Origin of the sequence: Methylotuvimicrobium buryatense (assembly GCF_005931095.1) — a bacterium.
Taxonomy (GTDB): domain Bacteria; phylum Pseudomonadota; class Gammaproteobacteria; order Methylococcales; family Methylomonadaceae; genus Methylotuvimicrobium; species Methylotuvimicrobium buryatense.
In genome coordinates, this window is record NZ_CP035467.1 from 604,123 (window position 1) to 623,923 (window position 19,801).

At 46.8% G+C, this 19,801-nt stretch carries 20 protein-coding genes; 7 read left to right on the forward strand and 13 right to left on the reverse strand.

Annotation, left to right across the window (positions count from 1 at the left end):
- Positions 1–173: 173 nt before the first annotated feature.
- The gene (locus EQU24_RS02805; protein WP_026130201.1) at positions 174–890 is read left to right on the forward strand and encodes a sulfite exporter TauE/SafE family protein; all 717 of its coding nucleotides are present in this window, start codon (positions 174–176) and stop codon (positions 888–890) included.
- Between the two features lie 18 nt (positions 891–908).
- Complete coding sequence (locus EQU24_RS02810; RefSeq protein WP_026130200.1) at positions 909–1,883, forward strand: sigma-54 interaction domain-containing protein; 975 nt, start codon at positions 909–911, stop codon at positions 1,881–1,883.
- Between the two features lie 207 nt (positions 1,884–2,090).
- Here EQU24_RS02810 and EQU24_RS02815 read toward each other — a convergent pair whose 3' ends face one another.
- The 12 genes from EQU24_RS02815 to rpoE form a co-directional block, all read right to left on the reverse strand.
- Positions 2,091–2,828 carry a PP2C family protein-serine/threonine phosphatase gene (locus EQU24_RS02815; RefSeq protein ID WP_017840956.1) on the reverse strand — a complete coding sequence of 246 codons (738 nt, stop codon included), beginning with the start codon at positions 2,826–2,828 and terminating at the stop codon, positions 2,091–2,093.
- A 3-nt stretch (positions 2,829–2,831) separates the two neighbouring features.
- On the reverse strand, positions 2,832–3,587 hold the full coding sequence (pdxJ, locus tag EQU24_RS02820; RefSeq protein WP_017840955.1) for a pyridoxine 5'-phosphate synthase: 756 nt from the start codon (positions 3,585–3,587) through the stop codon (positions 2,832–2,834).
- Positions 3,584–4,294 (reverse strand): DNA repair protein RecO, encoded by a 711-nt coding sequence (gene recO, locus EQU24_RS02825; RefSeq protein ID WP_017840954.1) that lies wholly within the window; start codon positions 4,292–4,294, stop codon positions 3,584–3,586. The genes pdxJ and recO overlap by 4 nt, the downstream gene beginning before the upstream one ends.
- Positions 4,287–5,168: a GTPase Era gene (era, locus tag EQU24_RS02830; protein ID WP_017840953.1), complete on the reverse strand. Its 882-nt coding sequence runs from the start codon at positions 5,166–5,168 to the stop codon at positions 4,287–4,289. The genes recO and era overlap by 8 nt, the downstream gene beginning before the upstream one ends.
- On the reverse strand, positions 5,165–5,848 hold the full coding sequence (gene rnc / locus EQU24_RS02835; protein ID WP_026130199.1) for a ribonuclease III: 684 nt from the start codon (positions 5,846–5,848) through the stop codon (positions 5,165–5,167). The genes era and rnc overlap by 4 nt, the downstream gene beginning before the upstream one ends.
- Positions 5,845–6,222, reverse strand: coding sequence for a DUF4845 domain-containing protein (locus tag EQU24_RS02840; RefSeq protein WP_017840951.1), 378 nt, complete (start codon positions 6,220–6,222; stop codon positions 5,845–5,847). The genes rnc and EQU24_RS02840 overlap by 4 nt, the downstream gene beginning before the upstream one ends.
- Before the next feature lie 32 nt (positions 6,223–6,254).
- Positions 6,255–7,031 carry a signal peptidase I gene (gene lepB, locus EQU24_RS02845; protein ID WP_017840950.1) on the reverse strand — a complete coding sequence of 259 codons (777 nt, stop codon included), beginning with the start codon at positions 7,029–7,031 and terminating at the stop codon, positions 6,255–6,257.
- A gap of 48 nt (positions 7,032–7,079) precedes the next feature.
- A complete protein-coding gene (gene lepA / locus EQU24_RS02850) occupies positions 7,080–8,879 on the reverse strand; it encodes a translation elongation factor 4 (protein WP_017840949.1) in 1,800 nt (599 codons plus the stop codon).
- A gap of 2 nt (positions 8,880–8,881) precedes the next feature.
- The gene (locus tag EQU24_RS02855) at positions 8,882–10,279 is read right to left on the reverse strand and encodes a DegQ family serine endoprotease (RefSeq protein ID WP_017840948.1); all 1,398 of its coding nucleotides are present in this window, start codon (positions 10,277–10,279) and stop codon (positions 8,882–8,884) included.
- 244 nt (positions 10,280–10,523) lie between these two features.
- Positions 10,524–11,486, reverse strand: a complete 963-nt coding sequence (locus EQU24_RS02860; protein WP_017840947.1) for a MucB/RseB C-terminal domain-containing protein — start codon at positions 11,484–11,486, stop codon at positions 10,524–10,526.
- Positions 11,487–11,490: 4 nt separating this feature from the next.
- Entirely contained in the window at positions 11,491–12,045 is a 555-nt protein-coding gene (locus EQU24_RS02865) for a sigma-E factor negative regulatory protein (RefSeq protein ID WP_017840946.1), read from the reverse strand.
- A 12-nt stretch (positions 12,046–12,057) separates the two neighbouring features.
- Positions 12,058–12,648: an RNA polymerase sigma factor RpoE gene (rpoE, locus tag EQU24_RS02870; RefSeq protein ID WP_014147080.1), complete on the reverse strand. Its 591-nt coding sequence runs from the start codon at positions 12,646–12,648 to the stop codon at positions 12,058–12,060.
- Positions 12,649–12,828: 180 nt separating this feature from the next.
- Here rpoE and nadB point away from each other — a divergent pair, with 180 nt between their 5' ends.
- Entirely contained in the window at positions 12,829–14,430 is a 1,602-nt protein-coding gene (gene nadB, locus EQU24_RS02875) for an L-aspartate oxidase (protein WP_017840945.1), read from the forward strand.
- A gap of 252 nt (positions 14,431–14,682) precedes the next feature.
- Here the strand turns inward: nadB and EQU24_RS02880 are convergent, their stop codons facing one another.
- The gene (locus EQU24_RS02880; protein ID WP_017840944.1) at positions 14,683–15,090 is read right to left on the reverse strand and encodes a hypothetical protein; all 408 of its coding nucleotides are present in this window, start codon (positions 15,088–15,090) and stop codon (positions 14,683–14,685) included.
- An 864-nt stretch (positions 15,091–15,954) separates the two neighbouring features.
- Here EQU24_RS02880 and EQU24_RS02885 point away from each other — a divergent pair.
- The 4 genes from EQU24_RS02885 to EQU24_RS02900 all read left to right on the forward strand — a co-directional run bounded on the left by EQU24_RS02885 (position 15,955) and on the right by EQU24_RS02900 (position 19,596).
- Complete coding sequence (locus EQU24_RS02885) at positions 15,955–17,343, forward strand: P-loop NTPase family protein (protein ID WP_017840943.1); 1,389 nt, start codon at positions 15,955–15,957, stop codon at positions 17,341–17,343.
- Positions 17,344–17,372: 29 nt separating this feature from the next.
- Positions 17,373–17,867 carry a hypothetical protein gene (locus EQU24_RS02890; protein WP_017840942.1) on the forward strand — a complete coding sequence of 165 codons (495 nt, stop codon included), beginning with the start codon at positions 17,373–17,375 and terminating at the stop codon, positions 17,865–17,867.
- A gap of 546 nt (positions 17,868–18,413) precedes the next feature.
- On the forward strand, positions 18,414–18,827 hold the full coding sequence (locus tag EQU24_RS02895) for an exosortase system-associated protein, TIGR04073 family (RefSeq protein WP_017840940.1): 414 nt from the start codon (positions 18,414–18,416) through the stop codon (positions 18,825–18,827).
- 73 nt (positions 18,828–18,900) lie between these two features.
- Positions 18,901–19,596, forward strand: coding sequence for an OmpA family protein (locus EQU24_RS02900; RefSeq protein WP_017840939.1), 696 nt, complete (start codon positions 18,901–18,903; stop codon positions 19,594–19,596).
- Positions 19,597–19,801: the final 205 nt, after the last annotated feature.

A 19,801-nucleotide genomic window follows, 5' to 3' on the forward strand; every position in this document is an offset into this window, starting at 1 on the left:
CAATGTTCCTGGGCAAATACGCAAAATAGTCGCATGAGATTTTATCTAGTTATTCAATAATACGGCATAAGTAATTGATCTGTGTTATTACACGCAAAAAGATGAGTCAAAACCCTCGATTTTTCAAAACTAAATATTGTTTAAGTTAATAAATATGCTAATGTTCTCCCCCTATGGAACATACTATCCCCTTTAATGCCTCCTATTTTGTCGCTTTTGCGATGGGGTTGTTTAGTAGCATGCATTGCATCGGCATGTGCGGGTCGATTATTGGGACGCTTACGCTGAGTCTTAAGCCCGAGGTCCGTACTTCCAAGGCTAGGCTTTTTCCTTATGTGCTGAATTATAATTTGGGCCGCATCAGTAGCTATGCTTTGGCCGGGATGTTGGTAGGCTTTATCGAGGCGATATTGACGATGCCTTTTGGAGAAGGTCAGGGGCATAGGGTGTTGCAGGTACTTTCGGCTGTGATCATGACCAGTGCCGGACTTTATATCGCGGGATGGTTTCCGCGTTTTGCTTATATCGAAAAAGCCGGTGCCCGTTTTTGGAAATTAATCGAGCCGTATGGCCGCCGCTTAATTCCGGTGAAAACGCGCAAGCAAGCTTTTTTATTCGGTATGATTTGGGGTTGGTTGCCCTGCGGTCTTGTCTATGCGGCATTGGCGCTTGCGGCGACGACCGGTGATATAATTCGTAGCGGGTTGACTATGTTGGCTTTCGGTTTTGGGACTTTACCTGCCGTGATAAGTGTCGGTATAATAACCAGTGCACTAACGAGGTTATCCAGAATGCAGTACTTTAAGCAGACGGTCGGCTTATTGATGATTGCACTCGCATTATTGGCCGCTCTGCCATGGCTTAATCCCATGCGATTACAACACTTATAAATACTAGGAGAGGCTCCTGTGGATCATTTTAATTCGATAATTGGGAAATCTCCCGCACTCGATTCTCTACTCCGTAGCGCTAGAATGGTTGCTTGTACCGATGTGACCGTCTTCATCAAAGGAGAAACCGGTACCGGTAAAGAAATACTGGCTTCCGCTATTCAAAAAGAAAGCGCGCGTTCTAACAAACCGTTTATCAAGTTGAACTGCGCCGCCTTGCCCGAAAGTTTAGTAGAGTCTGAATTATTTGGACATAAAAAAGGTGCATTCACCGGAGCTAACGTTAACAAGCAAGGCATCTTTCAAGCCGCTGATGGCGGTACTTTATTTTTGGACGAAATTAATTCGTTACCTCTGTCGATTCAAGCAAAATTATTGCGTTTTTTGGAATTGGGCGAATGCCTGGCCGTTGGAGAAACCAAGCCCTACCGTGTCGATGTTAGAGTCATCGCGGCTAGTAACCAAGATTTGGTTAAGCAAATCGACGTAGGACAGTTTAGGCAGGATTTGTACTTTCGTTTAAATGTCGTGCCGCTGGAGTTGCCGCCTTTATCGAAAAGAACCGAAGATATCGAGCCGCTGGTTACTCATTTTGTTCGGCATTTTGCACAGGCCCATTCGCTCGAAGCCCCGCAATTCAGTAAACAGTCGATTCGAGTTTTAACTCGCTATCGATGGCCGGGTAATATTAGAGAACTCCGCAATTTGTGCGAAAGACTGTCGATTTTGTTGGCGGGAAAGGTTATCGAGCCCGATAATTTGCCCCATGAGTTTGCTGAATATATTGATGAAAAGACCCCTGCAGCGGATGCGGGCATTGTTCCGAGTTTTAAACTACCTGATTTCGGTATCCAATTGGACTCGCTGGAGGCTGACTTGATCAATCAAGCGCTGACTAGAACTAACGGTAATCGCAGCAAGTCAGCCCGGTTATTAGGCATTACCCGAGATACCTTGCTATATCGGATACAAAAACACGGATTGGCAGCCTAGTTTTAATTCAGAGAAAATCTACTCTAAGTACTGATTATCCTCTTTTGCGCATCACACTCGGTGTCGCATTATGTATTCCGAGATTTGAGTGATAGGGGTTGTTGTGTTAAATCAATAGACCCCTTTTCGATGCTAGCGTGTCGCTTTGATACAGAGTGCACGCGCAAACATCAGTCTTGATGTCAGTAATGCGGCTATTTAATCGCTTTATCCAAGGCATCTTATCCATTGCACCGTCACATTGTCGCTGTGCCCTCTTGCCCTAAGTACCGTCAATCGGGCGAATTTTCCCAGTTCGTTTTTACCGCTTTCGGGTTGCGCTAAGTCGAGTAATTCGGCGGATTTAACGTATTCCCAGAAGCCGTCTGTACATAAGAGAAATGTCTCGCCTAGTTTTATTGGAGGATAAACATGGATTTCGGGAAGATGGGTTTTCAAGATATTTACACTACGCGTCAGTTGGTTTTGTTCAGGGTGCAAGCCCATTTCTTGTTCGGTTATTGATCCCTCGTCCAACAGTTGCTGCGTGATCGAATGATCTTTCGTACGCCATAGAACTTTATTCGCATTCATCCGGTAAATTCGGGAGTCGCCGCAATGTGCAGTGATGGTTTGATTCGGGTCGATATAGAGCAATGCGCAGGTGGTGTGTGCTTCCGATGCGGATGGATCGTTGCCGAAAAGCTTTTTCATTTCTTCGATAGCCGAGTTAAACCAGGCAATCATGGTTTCGTCGGGAGCTTGGGCAAGATGCCCCCGGTACTGATTGACTAATTTTAATAAGCCTTGGCAAAAATATCGGGAAGCTTTTTCACCCGATTGATGGCCTCCTAGTCCGTCGGCAACAATAAACAAGGCATAATCGTCTTGAATAATGCGTCCCATCGAATCTTGATTAACCTCTCTGTCACCGGCCGAGGTTAATTGAAAGCATTGTAATTTCATCGGTTATTTGGAGATCAAGCACTGTAATCGGGCTTGCCGCATCAATTGTTTAAGATCGCCGATAGTTTTGGCTAAACCGGAGAAAACCGCTTGGGCGATAATGGCATGGCCGATATTTAATTCGACAATTTCAGGGATTTTGCAAATTGCTTCGACGTTGTGGAAATTGAGTCCGTGCCCGGCATTGACCTGTAGTCCGGCGCTGTTTGCATATTGCGCGGCCGATTGAATGCGCTTTAGCTCGTCGGAGCGAATGCTCGATGTTTCCGCATCGGCATAGCGTCCGGTATGCAATTCGACGACTGGCGCGCCTGCTTTTACAGCAGCATCGATTTGACCTTGATCCGGGTCGATGAATAAGGAGACTTCGATTCCGGCCTCCCCGAGCCGAAGACAGACATCGTTCATGCGTGCTTGATTTTCGGCCACGTTAAGACCGCCCTCGGTAGTCAGTTCTTCGCGCTTTTCCGGAACGAGACAGCAAGCGTAAGGTTTGACTTCGAGTGCGATTGCAATCATTTCATCGGTTACGGCCATTTCCAGATTCAGGCGGCTATGGATGATATCGCGCAGTAAATAAATATCCCGGTCCTGAATATGTCTGCGATCCTCGCGCAAATGAGCGGTAATGCCGTCCGCGCCGGCTTGTTCGGCGATCAGTGCAGCTTGGATCGGGTCAGGGTATTGAGTGCCTCTAGCTTGCCTTAACGTGGCAATATGGTCGATGTTGACGCCAAGTAGAATATCGTTGTGGTTCATGAATGCGAGTGTTTAAGGATTTTGGAAATAACCTCTCGGCTTTTGAGCGGCTTCCCATTCAAATGAAAATTAATTGCCGAGCGCATGATTTTTTTAGCCTCGGTCAGAGTGGTCCTATCCGGGAATGAGCGTGCTTCCAGTGCGAGGAAAGTGCTTCCCGCAAAATCTCCTTGCTCAGATTCGACCGGTCCCGACTCGGCATTGAAGCAGTATTTCTTACCGGGCGAAACCGGATGCTGAAGATTGTCTACATCGAACTGCAAGCCATAACCGACTTGGGTCAGCAGGTTAAGTTCAAAAACCCGGAGTACGGGTTCCAGTTCTAAGGTATTCGATAGCTCGCTTAAGGCGTTTTGATAAAGTAGAAACACTTCAGGGTGTGGATCGAAAGGGTGCAGAAAATAAGTGACCAGTTCATTGATATAAAATCCGCTGTACAGTGCGAGGTCATGCAGTTTCGGTGCCGATTGCCAGGGTTCGATGTGTGTCAGTGTTTTTAATTCCGACTTGCCGGCAATCGACAATAGTACAGGAACAAACGGACGAATAAAGGGACCTAGTTTCGATTTCGGTGTTCTGACACCTTTTGCTATAACCGTGAATCGGCCGAAATCCCGAGTCAATATTTCGGCGATCAGGCTGCTTTCTCGGAAGTTCCTGTGGTGTAGAATAAAAGCCGGTTGTAACGAAACAACAGTCTCAATCATTAAAGCCCAAGCTTCGCAATGCTCGTTCGTTGTCGGACCAACCTTGTTTGACTTTTACCCATAACTGTAAATAAACTTTTTGATCGATTAGTCTTTCGATATCGAGCCGGGCATCGGAACCGATTTTTTTCAGCATTTCGCCTTGTTTGCCGATCACAATGCTTTTTTGCGAGCTACGCTCGACCCAAATCACGGCATAGATTTTGGTGATTTCGGGGTTTTCTTCATAGCGTTCGATTTCGACCGTCAACGCATAAGGCAATTCGTCGCCGAGTCTGCGGGTCAATTTTTCACGAATGATTTCCGCAGTTAAGAAGCGTTCCGGGCGGTCGGTAATTTGATCCTCAGGGTAAATGAGGTCGCGTTCCGGTAATAATTCCATCACCAGTGCTTCCAGTTGTTGCAGATTGGTCTTTTTCAACGCGGAAATCGGGATGATATGTTCGAAAGCAAAGCGCTGTTGGGCTTCGGCAAAAAATGCCAACAGGGTCTCCCGGTCCTTGATCTTATCGACTTTATTGACCGCTAGAATGACAGGTAAGCCGGCTTGCTCCAGTTTTTTGAAAATCAAATCGTCATAAGGCTGCCAGGAAAGTCCGTCGATTAACCAAACGATGACCTCGACGCCGACCAAAGTGGTTTCGGCGGTCCGGTTGAGGTAACGATTCAGTGCACGTTTTTCGTTATCGTGCATTCCGGGCGTGTCGACATAGATCGCTTGGCCGGCTTCGGTTGTATTGATGCCGATAATGCGGTGTCTTGTCGTTTGCGGCTTTCGTGATGTAATGCTGATTTTTTGGCCTAATAAATGATTCATCAGCGTCGATTTGCCGACATTGGGTCGGCCGATTAGCGCAACATAGCCGCATTTCATGATTGTTCTCGCTTCAATAGTGCCAGCATTTGCTCGGCGGCGTCTTGTTCGGCTTTTTTTCTTGATACGCCGGAACCGATACACGATTTGTCCGATAACGGAATCGTGCATTTCACTTTAAAAGTTTGTTCATGCGGGAGGCCGGACATTGTCATTAAGGTGTAGTCGGGTAAGTCCAGTTTTTTTGATTGCATCAATTCCTGTAATTGTGTTTTTGGGTCTTTTTGCCAATTATCAAGCGATAAGCTGTCGAGTTTGTCCTGAAGCATATCCAGAACCCATTGCCGACAAATTTCAATGCCTTGGTCCTTAAACAAGGCGCCGATAATCGCTTCGATAGCATCGGATAGGATCGAGTCGCGTCGATAACCGCCGCTTTTCAGTTCACCGGAGCCAAGGATTAAATAATCGCCGATGTTAAGCTTTCTTGCCAAGTCAGCGAGCGTGCCCTGATTGACTAGGCTGGCTCTGAGTCTGCTTAAAACCCCTTCGCTGGCTTCCGGAAACATTTCATGCAGTTTTTCGGCGACCACGAATCCGAGTATCGAGTCTCCTAGAAACTCCAAGCGCTCGTTATTGTGCGCGCCCATACTGCGATGGGTCAGTGCCATTTTAAACAACTGCATATTATTGAAGTGCAAACCCAGTTTTTTGCAAAGAGTCTCAGGGTCTCTCGTCACTCTACACCCACCTCAATGACTTCATTAAACTCGACGAGCACGCTCAAATTACCGACAATCTTTTCGACGACTTCATAATCGATTTCAACTTTCAAATAATTGCCTTGTTTGGTTATTTTGACATCATCCTTCGTAACGTTATAAACGTAATTGAGGTTAAAACGTTTGTCCAGCGCATCCCAAACTTCGTTTTTACTTTTCGTTTGAATGTCGACAGTTTGTTTTAAACCCGCTAGTGAATTAACCACTTTGCTATGATCTATATAGATTGGCGCGATTTTCAAAATTAACAGCGTAAAAAACGCGATTAAGCCCAGAAGTAAGATAGTCGAAATGAGCGTCAATCCGGTTTGGCGTTGCAAGGAAGCTGTCATGGTCGTCCCCTATTAAAGAAAGGAATAGGATTTCATTGAATGATTGTACCGATACGATCGAAGCCGACGCCTTTATGTTGCCAGTCCCAATTCATCCATATAAAAAAAGCTTTCCCTACTAGATTTTGTTCGGGTACGGTACCCCAATATCGGCTGTCGTTGCTATTGTCGCGATTATCGCCCATTACAAAAAAATGTCCTTCGGGTACAACATAAACGCCGTCAATCGAGGGCGCGCCGGGACTGATTAAGATGCTATGTTCGATACCCTTTAAATCCTCTAAGAAATGTTCAGTGCCTGTCATGCTTTCGCCTTGGCCGACGCCCTGATAAACGCCGAGTGAAACGCGCTTAACAGGATGACCATTGATATAGAGGTTTTTTTTATCGTAAGCGATACGGTCGCCCGGTAAACCAATGATGCGCTTGATGTAATCGACCGAAGGTTGTTTAGGGTAGCGAAACACGACGATATCGCCTCGTTGAGGGGTGTTCATTTCGACGATTTTTTGGTTAATGACCGGTAATCGTATGCCATAGGTGAATTTGTTCACCAAAATAAAATCACCGATCAGCAAGGTCGGCATCATCGACCCGGAAGGGATTCTAAACGGCTCAACCAAAAACGATCTGAGCAGCAAAACGATTAACACGATCGGAAAAAACGAACGGGCATACTCGACCAAAATAGGCTCGTTTTCCGGTGGCGGGTCGATGCCGGCGAATTTAAGGTAGGCTAAATAACCGCCCCAAATCGCGCCGGTCAACACAGTGGCGATCACTAAAAAAAATGAAAAATCGAAATTCATGGATAGAGATGGATAAAGTGAAAATTGGTCGGAGTATAAGAATACAAGTTAGTCTTTGTTGACTTGAAGCACGGCGAGAAAAGCGTCTTGCGGAATTTCTATCTTGCCGACTTGTTTCATGCGTTTTTTACCGGCCTTTTGTTTTTCCAGAAGTTTTTTCTTACGAGTGATGTCTCCACCATAACATTTAGCCGTTACGTTTTTGCGCATCGCTTTTACTGTCGACCGGGCAATGATTTTGGAGCCTATCGCGGCTTGAATGGCGACTTCATACATCTGGCGGGGAATCAGGTCCTTCATTTTTTCGACCAAATCGCGGCCGCGGTTTTGGCTGATGTCTCGGTGAACGATGATCGACAGAGCGTCGACTTTTTCGCCGTTGATCAAGATATCCAGTTTAATCAGGGAAGCTTCTTGAAAACGCAAGAACTCGTAATCGAATGAAGCAAAGCCGCGACTGGCCGATTTCAAACGATCGAAAAAATCCAACACGACTTCGCTTAACGGCAATTCATAATTCAATGAGACTTGTCGGCCGGCGTATTGCATGTCTTTTTGAATGCCGCGTTTTTCGATACATAAATTGATAACGTTACCCAAATAATCTTGAGGAACTAAAATATTGGCACGGATAATCGGTTCCTTAATCGATGCGATCGTGCCGATATCGGGTAATTTAGCCGGATTGTCCACCATCAGGACTTCGCCGTTGTGGGTGGTGACTTCATAGATTACGGTCGGAGCGGTCGTGATCAGGTCGATATCGTATTCGCGCTCGAGACGTTCCTGAATGATTTCCATGTGTAGCATGCCGAGAAATCCGCAGCGGAAACCGAAGCCCAGTGCTTGCGACGTTTCAGGTTCGAATTGCAGCGATGCGTCGTTTAATTGTAATTTGTTTAGCGCTTCACGCAAGTCTTCATAATCGTCTGAAGATACCGGGTATAAGCCGGCGAATACGCGCGGCTGGACTTTTTGAAATCCGGCCAAAGGCTTATCGGCAGGGTTATCGGTCGAGGTGATGGTATCGCCGACCGGAGCGCCGAAAATATCTTTGATCGACGCCACCATGTAGCCGACTTCGCCGGTATTAAGGACGTCTTTTTCCAGTCGCTTCGGTGTAAACACGCCGACTTTGTCGACAAGAAAAGACTTGCCGGTCGACATGATCATGATCTTTTGTTTGCGGCGAATACTGCCGTTGACGATTCGGATTAGCGATACGACACCTAGATAGCTGTCGAACCAGGAATCGATGATCAGTGCTTGCAACGGTCCCTTTTCGTCGCCGGAAGGCGGCGGGACCAATTGAACCAATTGCTCCAGTACGTCCTCGACGCCGAGGCCGGTTTTAGCGCTGATTTTGAGGGCATTATCGGCGGGAATGCCGATGACGTCTTCGATTTCAGCCATCACGCGCTCGGGTTCGGCAGACGGCAGATCGATTTTATTCAATACCGGGACGACTTCCAGGCCTTGCTCGATTGCGGTATAGCAATTCGCGACACTTTGCGCCTCTACGCCTTGAGCCGCGTCGACCACCAATAATGCTCCTTCACAAGCGGCTAGGGACCTTGAAACCTCGTAAGAAAAATCGACATGCCCCGGAGTGTCGATGAAGTTCAGTTGATAGATAATGCCGTCCTTGGCTTGGTAGTTCAATGTGACGCTTTGCGCCTTAATCGTAATGCCGCGTTCCCTCTCGATATCCATCGAATCGAGTACCTGGGCTTCCATTTCCCGATCACTCAGGCCGCCGCATAGTTGAATAAAGCGGTCGGCCAGTGTCGATTTGCCATGGTCGATATGAGCGATGATGGAAAAATTTCTAATATTTTTTAAATCCACGTTTATTTATCTAGTTTAATGGCCAAAAAGACCGGGCTGCCACGCCGCTGTATTAAAACGGCAATCGATTGGCCGGCCGGAAGATTTTTGACTATTCTATCAAAATCAGCCACATCGCGAATGACATTATTAGCGATCCTTAAAATGACGTCGCCGCGTTGGATTCCGACTTGTGCAGCAGGTCCTTTGCCGACATTCTGAACTAACACGCCGTTTTTCATGACTTGCGTTTGTTCGCGTTGTTCTTCGTTCAGATTGCTGACGCTGATGCCGAGACGGTTGTCCGGCTTCGGTGCGGCTTTTGTGGCGGCTTGTTGAGCGTCTTCCTCCGGTAGTAGTCCGATTTTAACGCTAATCGCTTTTTTATCGCCTTGGCGAATCACGGTTAATTTTGATTTTTCATTGATCGGGCTCATCCCTACCAGTGGCGGCAGGTCTCCGGATGTTTCAATTTTTTGACCATTGAACTCGATAATGATATCGCCTATTTGAAGATCGGCAGCTTCTGCTGGGCTTTGGGCGATAATCTTGGCGACCAAGGCGCCGACAGGACGTTTCATGCCGAAGGATTCGGCCAGTTCTCGGGTAACGTCCTGAATTTGCACGCCCAGCCAACCGCGCGATACGCTACCTTTGGTTTTGAGTTGGTCGACGACGTTCATGACGACATCCATTGGGATCGCGAACGAAAGCCCCATAAAACCGCCGGTCCGGCTGTAGATTTGGGAGTTGATGCCGACCACTTTGCCTTCCATGTTGAATAATGGGCCGCCCGAATTGCCCGGATTAATTGCGACATCGGTTTGAATGAACGGAATATAATTTCCACCAGGCAGACTGCGTCCTTTTGCGCTTACGATGCCGGCGGTGACCGACTGTTCGAAGCCGAATGGCGAACCGATCGCAAGTACCCATTCGCCGACCTGTAATTTTTCAGGGGAGCCGATGGCAACCGAAGGTAAGTCTTCAGCCTCGATTTTTAACAGTGCGACATCGGTTCGTGAGTCCGATCCGATCAATTTAGCCACTAATTCGCGTCTGTCGGTTAGTTTGACGACGATTTCATCGGCATCCTTGACGACATGATGGTTAGTCAATACATAGCCGTCGCCGGAAATGATAAACCCCGATCCTAACGAATTGGTTTCTCTGGGTACCATACCGCCTCCCGGTCCTTGGAAGAAATGTTTGAACAACTCTTCCAGTTCAGGGGGTATGCCTTCCGGTAATTGAGGCTCGCCGGTAAAGCCTGCCTCTTCATTGTCCGGCGCTTTCTGGGAGGTGCTGATATTGACCACGGCTTTGCCATTATCCCGGACCATCCCGGTAAAGTCGGGCAATTGCGCTGCAGCGTTTTGAATTAACAACAAGCTTAATAATAAGGGTCCATAAATTTTCATAGAGCGATAGCCTCCTGGTAAACTCATGATAGATCGTCGGGAATTAAAGGTCATTAGATAGCGGTTTTTAGACAGGGGATGGGTGATTTTACTGTTCGCTTTCGTAAAAGAAAGCATACCGGACCGATTAATTGGCCGAACGACATCGGTGTCGGGAAACCCGTTAATCGGTGAATGAATTGGGTTGTGAAATTATTTCAATGCACGCCGGTTCATTGTATAGATGCGTTGATCAATGGCAAGTCTATTGGGTATTCGTGCGAAGCTCAACGCCTTCCGCGATATACCTGACGGTTTCTTCGGGTACTTCGCCCATTACGGTGACCAAATGGTCGTCGATGATTCGGCTGTACGCATTTACCGAGTCGGTCGAGCGAGCGCCCAGCTCAATATTAGCACTTTTATTTTCAAGATAAACCGATACAGACGAAAATCCATCAGATAAGAGTAAGTGTTCCACGGGGCGATTACCGCCCTGCATCGTCATTTGTACGAAAAACTGCTTATGAAAGCCGCCGGGGACTTGTTTCAAAACAAATCCGGCGGTTTTAAAAGGCATAGGTTGCCGGTTATGAATGCGTTCTACCTCTTTATCCAAGAGAGCAGAGTCGACATCGATAAACGGCAAGCTAGATTTGACTTCAAGTTCGGTAAATACAACCTGCTCGATGGTATTGCCCGAGCGGTCGTAAACTTCGACCTTTAACGGTAGATATTGTTGGTTGTCTATCCAGATTCGGCGTGCATATCGATACCGGTCTTTCGGAGAAATATCCAAGATTCTTGCAGGCAGCATGGCTACTTGCTCTTCGCCGGAAAACGTAAATTGATAATAGTTTTCCAGGTCATTTAATTGCTCGGGTAAGTCGATTAAAAAAGACCGTGCGGCGGGTCTGTGATCGACGATGACTTTAGAGGTTTCCGGGAAGAAACAGCTGACTTTATCGGCATCTCTAATGGTTTCTCGTAGTGGAGAGTTTAGCGAAACTAAGCGTTCTTGTCCTATGCCATTGGTCGAGGCATGCGAATATTTTAAGACATTAAGTTTGCCGTTTCTTAAAAAAGCCACTGTACCCTGGTAATTAAGGTGTTTCATTGCTTGCTGCATTTTCAATAGCGAATGCCCAGGCGTCTGCTTGACATCGGACTCAGCGGCAAAAGCGGATGCAGCTGTCAGCGACAAAACAAAACTTAAAACTTTCAACACGCGATTATTCCTGATGATACTGAACGGTCCGCGCATAAGGCCGAAGATTGACTGACCCGTCTATGTAGCGGCTGCTGTTATGAGCTTGAAGGTATTCAATAAAGCGGTTTCTCGTCAATTCCTTCTCGGATGAATGATCAAGGGTCGGCTGAGGCTCCTGCAGATCGACATTCGCCGCCATCGTTACCGATTGCGATTGAGATAATGGCATCATATGCGGTTGCGAGGATTGATTAATCCCTTGAGAAACAAGTAGCGCGACTGCTGCTGCTGAGGCGGCTAAAGCCGATATCGAGGCGTAAGATTTTTTAAAAGTTTTGCGTCGCGTTGCTAGATAAACGGGCTCGGTTTGCAAACTCCGACTGATCCGTTGGGCAAACCCCGCATCGACTGGTACGAAGTTGTCGGATTTAAGCACATGGCTGATCGCTTCATAGCGGTGCAATTGTTGCTGTAACTCCGGCTGGGCATGCATTTTTTTTAGCAAACTCAAGGATTCTTGATAAGAGAGATCGTCATCAAGGAGTTGAGAAATTTTTTGATTTAGTTCATCGACCATCAAAAGTTACCGTCATTTAAGCAAAGGGGTTAATTTATTATCGATCGCTTCTCGCGCTCTAAAAATGCGCGATCGAACAGTTCCCACCGGGCATTCCATTGCCTCGGCAATTTCTTCATAACTCATTCCTTCGAACTCCCGCAAGGTAATGGCTATACGCATTTCCTCCGGTAATTTTTCTATTGCGGCTTTGATCGTTTCTAGGATTTCTTCGTTCAACAAATGCTGTTCCGGCGTGTCCATACCCTTTAGCTCCGGCGCATTTTGTATTTGTTCCGCATCGTCGATATCGATTTCATAATCGCTACTACGCCGCGAACGGGCAACCAGATAGTTTTTTGCGGTATTAATGGCAATACGATAGAGCCAGGTATAAAAAGCGCTGTCGCCTCTGAAATTACCAATCGCTCGGTAAGCCTTGATAAAAGATTCCTGCGCCACATCTTGAGCTTCACTGGGGTCCTTGACATAGCGGTTTACCAGTTGAACTATTTTATACTGATATTTTATGACCAATAGATCAAAGGCAGACTTGTCGCCCTGCTGCACGCGCAACACTAAGTCTTTATCCAGTTGTTCGCTGGTCCCTGTTTTAACTTTCACAATTTTTCCAATGTGTTTCGATAGACAGAATTAAACCGCACAAGTTCTTAAGCTTCAAAAAAAATTGCTAACGTATAAAAAAACGTTATTATCCACAAACAAGGCTTATGAAGCCATATTAAAGTATTGCTGTGTTCATACCTAAAAACAAAAACAAATAAATGCCGACAATCGCCCTACATGAACCAACCTGAAACTTATGATGTCCTTATTGCCGGCAGTGGCGCGGCTGGATTGAGCCTGGCTCTCAAGCTTGCCGATCGAGTCCGAGTCGCCGTATTGTCAAAGTGCGTGATCTTCGAAGGCAGTACTTATTATGCACAAGGCGGAATATCCGCGGTTTTGGATGAACAAGACTCGCTCGAGTCGCATATTGCCGATACGCTGGATGCCGGCGCCGGATTATGTGATCCCGATATTGTCGAATTAACGGTCAAGCATGGTAAGGAGTCAATCGATTGGTTAAGGCATCAAGGGGTTGCGTTCACGGAAGAGCAGACCGAAACCGGCGAAACGCAACTGCATCTTAACCGCGAAGGCGGTCATTCTCATCGCCGCATTGTGCATACGGCCGACGCCACAGGTAAGGCCGTTTCGGAAATATTAATCGAAAGGGCCAGGGCACATCCTAACATCAAGATATACGAGCATCATAATGTCATCGATTTAATTTTGAGCAAAGAAGCCAATGACAGGGTCACGGGGGCTTATGTGCTCGATATCCGCTCACACCGTGTTAAATCTATCGCGGCTAGAGCCGTCGCGCTTGCGACAGGCGGTGCCAGTAAAGTGTATTTGTACAGCACTAACCCCCAAATTGCGACAGGCGATGGTATCGCTTTGGCTTGGCGTGCCGGTTGTCGAGTTGCTAATATGGAATTCATGCAGTTTCACCCCACTTGTCTTTATCATCCGCATGGGCATTCGTTTTTGATCAGCGAGGCGGTCCGGGGAGAGGGCGGGCGTCTCATTTTGCCGGACGGGACTGCGTTCATGCATCGCTATGATCCTCGGGAGGAACTGGCGCCGCGGGATATCGTTGCCAGAGCTATCGATCATGAAATGAAAAAACGCGGGATCGATTGCGTTTATCTGGATATCAGCCATAAACCGGAAGCCTTTGTACGAGAGCATTTTCCGAATATTTATGAGCGTTGTTTAAAACTGGATATCGATATTACTAAACAACCTATTCCGGTTGTGCCGGCCGCTCATTACACCTGCGGCGGTATTTTAGCCGATCGCAATGCGCGTACCGATTTGTCGAATCTCTATGCGGTCGGCGAAGTTGCCTGTACCGGATTGCATGGCGCGAATCGCATGGCCAGCAACTCGTTGCTTGAATGCCTGGTTTTCGCTGAGCGGGCTTGTCAGGACATTCTGCGAATACTGCCCGATATTCCGTTGCCTTCCGAGGTTCCTGAATGGGATGAGTCCAAGGTCAGCGATTCCGACGAAGAGGTGGTCGTTTCTCACAACTGGAGCGAGCTTAGGCACTTTATGTGGGACTATGTCGGTATCGTACGGACCGATAAACGATTGAGTCGCGCGATGCGCCGAATCGAGTTACTGAAAAGCGAAATCGCTGAATATTATAGCCACTTTAGAGTGACCAGCGATTTATTGGAGCTTCGTAACTTGGTGATAGTTGCCGAATTGATCGTGCGTTGTGCTCAGCTCCGTAAGGAAAGCAGAGGCTTGCATTACACGCTCGATTATCCGGAAATCGATAAAAGTAAACCGGCGGTCAATACAGTTTTAACGCCTTTAAAGAAAGTTTGAGCCTAATCCCTTTGTACCAGCAATTCCCAGTTTGAGCAGTTTCGCCGATTTTAGGGTGTGGGGTATGCCTGTCGAGGAACGCCGTAAACCCATCCATGGGGGGGGCTTGGCGGCAGCTCACTGCCGCCGACACCTGCCAATTCAGTTACCGAACCCTCCCTAAAAAGGGAAGTTATTTACGACCAAATCCTTTAGACGCCCTTTGGTAGGCTCCACCGGCGTCGATTCGTCTTGCAGCAAGTGTGCATAGGACTAATACAAATGCCTTAGCAGCAAATCGACATATTGGGCGGCTTGTTCGCAAGGCACGACCGATCTTTCCACTCGCCGCATCAACAGCAGGCCGGCATTTTGGTCGTCCATGCTCTTGGTCGCATATTCATTTAAAGGGCGGCATATTTCATGCATTTCATGCTCGGCCAGGAAGATGTCGTTATATTGATTCAAGTCGTCGCTTCGTAGAGACAAGAGCATCACTTCGTTGGTTAGTCGGTTTTGAAATCGGAAGACTTGTTCGACATAGGCTTCAAAAGCTTCCCTACTCAGGCCGGTGCCCCCGTAACCTCCCCAAAAAGGTTTTGCGCATCCCGATAAAGCGATAACAAGTATCATGACCATTGAGGCCCAAGCGACAGGAGGGATAGTATTTGTTTTTTCCATCTAACGACTCGTTTTATAGTCTAGGCTGTCGAAAAAAGCCATTTTAGCTAATTTTTGTGTTGCCGCTTTTTATAATCTCAAAATATCTTGGAATTTGCTGGTGATCATAGGCTATAAAGTGCCAGGTGTAAGGTGCGCATCACGCACCTGGGGCGGGGCCTCATAAGCGCCAACTTAGTGCCTATTCTATAGCGCGTTTATGGTTTTATTTGTCATATCGGTATGGGTTGTCAATATTCATGTTACATGGATGTGGTGCTAAGCATTGCCTTCCATGGCGGAATAACGCGTTCCTTTCTTAAGTTGGTGCTTATGGGGGGGGGGGGCGTCGGTTCGAAACCGTGGAAAGATGAGCGATGCGCGCCCTACAGTGCTCGTCTTTTCTTATAGCCCCATGATTAAGATAACAAAACCGACTAATATACGGGCTGTCAATGACAAAGGCAAAGGCTTGAATACCCATTATTTCTCAGGATTGGCGAGTTGCATCAATTAATTCAGCATTCGTTCCGGGCCGGCATATTTCGACACCCTTTTTACCCTCAAATTGGGAATGGCTGATGCGGATAAGATCATTTTTTGATTGCGTTTTAACTGGGTGTATACTTGAAATCCTGCTTAATAATCATGGAATTCAGCGTAGTTACCCGGTCTATTGTCGTGCCGCGCCCGTCGGTTGGCGAGGTAGGGTAGCGACACCAGCGATGTATAGTTAAACTGCTATGTCGGTAACTCCGCTATCCTTGACGACTGGATTCCGGCAATCTACGCCGGAGACGCGTTTTCGTTAACGTAATGGCAGTGACCCATGACGTCCGGCTCAGGCGTGGTAATAACAATAAATAACAATTAAGGGTCAAACTGATGACAAAAAAAACACCCGGTAAACAATTACTCAATATTGAGAAGCACTTTGTCGATAATAATCCGGTTTTGCTTGATGCGGCCAAGGTTTTTCACGAACTTGATCAGCTCGAATTCGATCTGGGCTTGATCGGTGAGGACGAAACCACGGCCAGTCAACATTCCTGGTGGCCTATTATCAGCGTGATCGGCGGATCTTCCCAGGCGAGTTCGCGGTTTATCAATCAATACCTGAACGCGAATCAGAGCTTGGCGGGAATACAATCGTCCAATCATAAATTCACGGTTCTGCAGCACAATAGTCAAAACCATGCGGTAACCTTACCCGGTTCGGCGTTGGATTTGGATCACCGCTTGCCTTTTTACCAGATAAGCCGAAAGATAGAACGAGAAATGCCGGGCGAAGGCAATAATGTTAATGCGTATTTAGAGCTGAAAACCGTCAATAACGAGCGCTTGAAAGGTAAGTTGATTATCGAGTCGCCTAATTTCGGCATAGAAGCCCCGGTTAATCCGATTACAAAGCTGCTCACCCGGCATATTGTCGAGATTTCCGATTTGGTGCTGGTGTTTTGCGATGTTTTCGATAGCGAACTGCATTCGTTGACGGGGCTAAGCCAAAGTATTGCCGAACAGCAGGACTCCAATAAATTCGTCTATATCATCGATCATGCGGCCGCAAATGCGGAAATTATTAAATCGTGGCAAAAAAGATTGGCGGAACTGGGCATCAAAACCGGACAGTTCGTTGTGTTATCCAGCCAGGCAAATCTAGCCGATCCCCAGAACAAAGAGTCGATGGGAATTATCGATGAGCGTATCGAAAACTTAAATCACTACCGGTCCTACCGAATTCTGCAAGCGCTCGAACAGAATATTCGTGATATCCGCGAGGTCGTCATGCCGGAAGTCAAGCAGGCAATCGAACTTTGGAAAGAACGCGCGCATTTTTCCAGCCTTCTGATTTTAGGTTTCATCGTTATGTTGATGTTGTTTGCCGAAATTCAAATGGGCTTCTTTGCGATATTATTCGATCCCATCGTGGGGCCATTGGCGTTAGTCGGTCTGATCGCATTCATGGCGCCGCTGCATATCGCAATCAGTAAATTGCAGGCCAAGCTAATTATCGGAAGATTGGAAGAACGGCAAAAGGAACTCCATTTGCTGGAAAATCTAGCGGACTTGTTCGAAAAAAGCTTGACGAATACTCACATGCTATTGCCGATCAATACGCCGGTGGGCTGGAATAAAAAAACAAAGCTTCGTTTGGCTAAATTAAGCGAAAAAGCCAAAGAATTGGTCATCGCATTGAACGACGGGTTCAATGTTTATGAAGAGCGATTAGAAAACGCCAGCAAAATTTTGGAATCCGAAAGTCCGGACGCGTAGTTTTTTTGAATAACAATCAGGGGGAAGGAATGGAACTTATAAAAGCCTACGTTCCATTATGCTGGTTCAGGCATTGTCCGCTAGAATTGCCGCGCTCGGTTAGTTTTTTTCAAAAAAATTTATATTACTACTTGTTAATCGAGTTATTTATTCTGGCTAATATCACCGATCCGTTAGATGCTCTGATCGAAGCTATTCTGGAAACAGGATTGACTTTGCTGTTTGTAGAAATGCTTTTGTTTTTTAAAAAAGCGAGTGCGGGGTTTATTTCGGCCGCGACCAGTTTTTTGGTATGTGAGAACATCATTGCCACGGCGGGTCTTCCTGTGATCGTGTGGCTAACGACGACCGACGATTTGTTGAGCTACTATATTTTATTCGGCTTGATGGTCTGGGGTGTTGCGGTTATTGCCTATTTGATCATGCGTATTTTATTGATCACACCCGCTTGGGCATTTGTTTTATCGATTGTTTATTTTAGTGTCACGCATGGCGGTTCATTTATGTTGATGCTACTGATCTAGTTCATGCTCAAGAAAGCCACTGAGGCTGAATCTTAATCGGTTCGTACTTCGTGACGCTAATGCTCATCAATTCTAGGCGGGCGTTTTTTCTGTAAAGACAGGGGTGAATCCCAAGTCGATAATAGCGTTTTCGGCGGCCGGTTTTCAAAAAAGATGGCCGGTGGTGCGCATCGGTGAAGATAGTATTAACTGGTTTGCGTCGAATTACGATTTTCATCTTTTAAACCTGTAGGTAATAATGAAAATCACTACGAATACAGGCAGGGTGCCGGTTTGACAACATTCAACCTTTAGGCTATTGTCTTTCTCGAGGGATAAAGGAGAGCGGCGTCCCTTCGATTTAAATATCAATTTTGCATTAAACCGATACATGTAGGGGGAATTGTTTGATGCTTAAGCAAGGAGGCTTTGGCCTGTATGGCAGTCGAATAAACCGTGGGTTGATGCTGTTTCGGTCATGTGAAAACTCTTTGGGTCGGAGTTATAGCAACTTAAATGATTGTTATAGTGGACCTGATACCTTTAACGTTTCGGGAGGAATCTACAATGAATAAAAATAAATTAATCACCGCCGGCCTGTTAGTCGGCACACTCGTAACAGCAAGTCCGGGATATGCCGATGATCACGATCACGGGTATTTGTCCGGCTTTACTAAGAAAGTTAGTCAGGGTTTTTTTAACACGACGACAGGGTGGATCGAAATACCAAAAAATATCGTCAATATCAGCAGCGATTCTAATATATTTCTCGGCATGAGCTGGGGGTTGTTACGTGGCGTGGGTCATGGTGTGAGTCGGACAGTCATTGGTGTGGCTGAGCTGGTTACCTCCCCGATTCCTACAAGCGACTATATTACTCCGCCTTATGTGTGGGACCGTTTCAGTGAAGATACGCGTTATTTCGGCGCCCATTATCCGGGTTTTTGGACGACTTACGGTCCATTGGATGACGGCGAATAATCCATCATTTGGATTAATGACTCTCCACTGATTTCCCGGTAGGGATCGCTTTTGATTTAAGAGGATAAAAATCATGAACAGAAAACTTGTATACCTGTCGCTTGCTATATTGGCTCCGGCATTAACGGCCTGTACCCCCCCCGCGAAGGACATTCCCGCTTTAAGATCGGAAATGGACGCAGCGGTAGCCGGAAACCTTGGGCAAGCGCTGTACCATTGGGAAGCTTCGGAAGAAAGATTCGAAGAGGCCAATCATATACTAGGGCATTGGCAAAACGACCATTATTGGAATATCGATCAGCGGCAAAAAGCGATGAATGCGGCTCGCGATGCGGCCAGTCATCGTCTGGAAGCGGAAAAGGCTATGTGCGCATGGTTGACCGAAGTTCATAGCGATAATCACGATAAGGCTGGTCAAGTTCAAAGAACCGGCGCATTTTTTAGCACCGGTAGCGCAACGCCTTACAATACCAATCATCATGATATCAATGTGATCGGACAATACCTGCAAACTCACCCGAATGCAACCGCCGATGTTGTGGCATATACGGATACGGTCGGCAGCGCGGAAAGCAACAAAAGGCTGGCTGAGCGCAGAGCGGCATCTATCGCGAATATGCTGAGACAAGCGGGCGCTAGACCGAATCAATTGAGGATATCGGCGGTTGGCGAAGCGGATGGACCTAACAACAGTCCCAATCAGAAACATCGCGTCGTTAAAATCAGTACAGTGCATGCCGAATATGTCGACTGCCCTAAACTGAAATAAACACGCGGCTTTTAATTCCGTTCTCAATTGATCGGAATACCAGGCTACGCATCGAAGTAGCCTGGTTATTTCCGGCCATCTCTCTTCAAACCTCACTCGCCTCGTTGTAATCCGATTGCTTCTGTCTAATTGACTTCCAATTAGCATGGTTTCAAAATGTCTCCCTAACTGCCCCGAAAATAGGACCGTATAAAGCGATAACGGT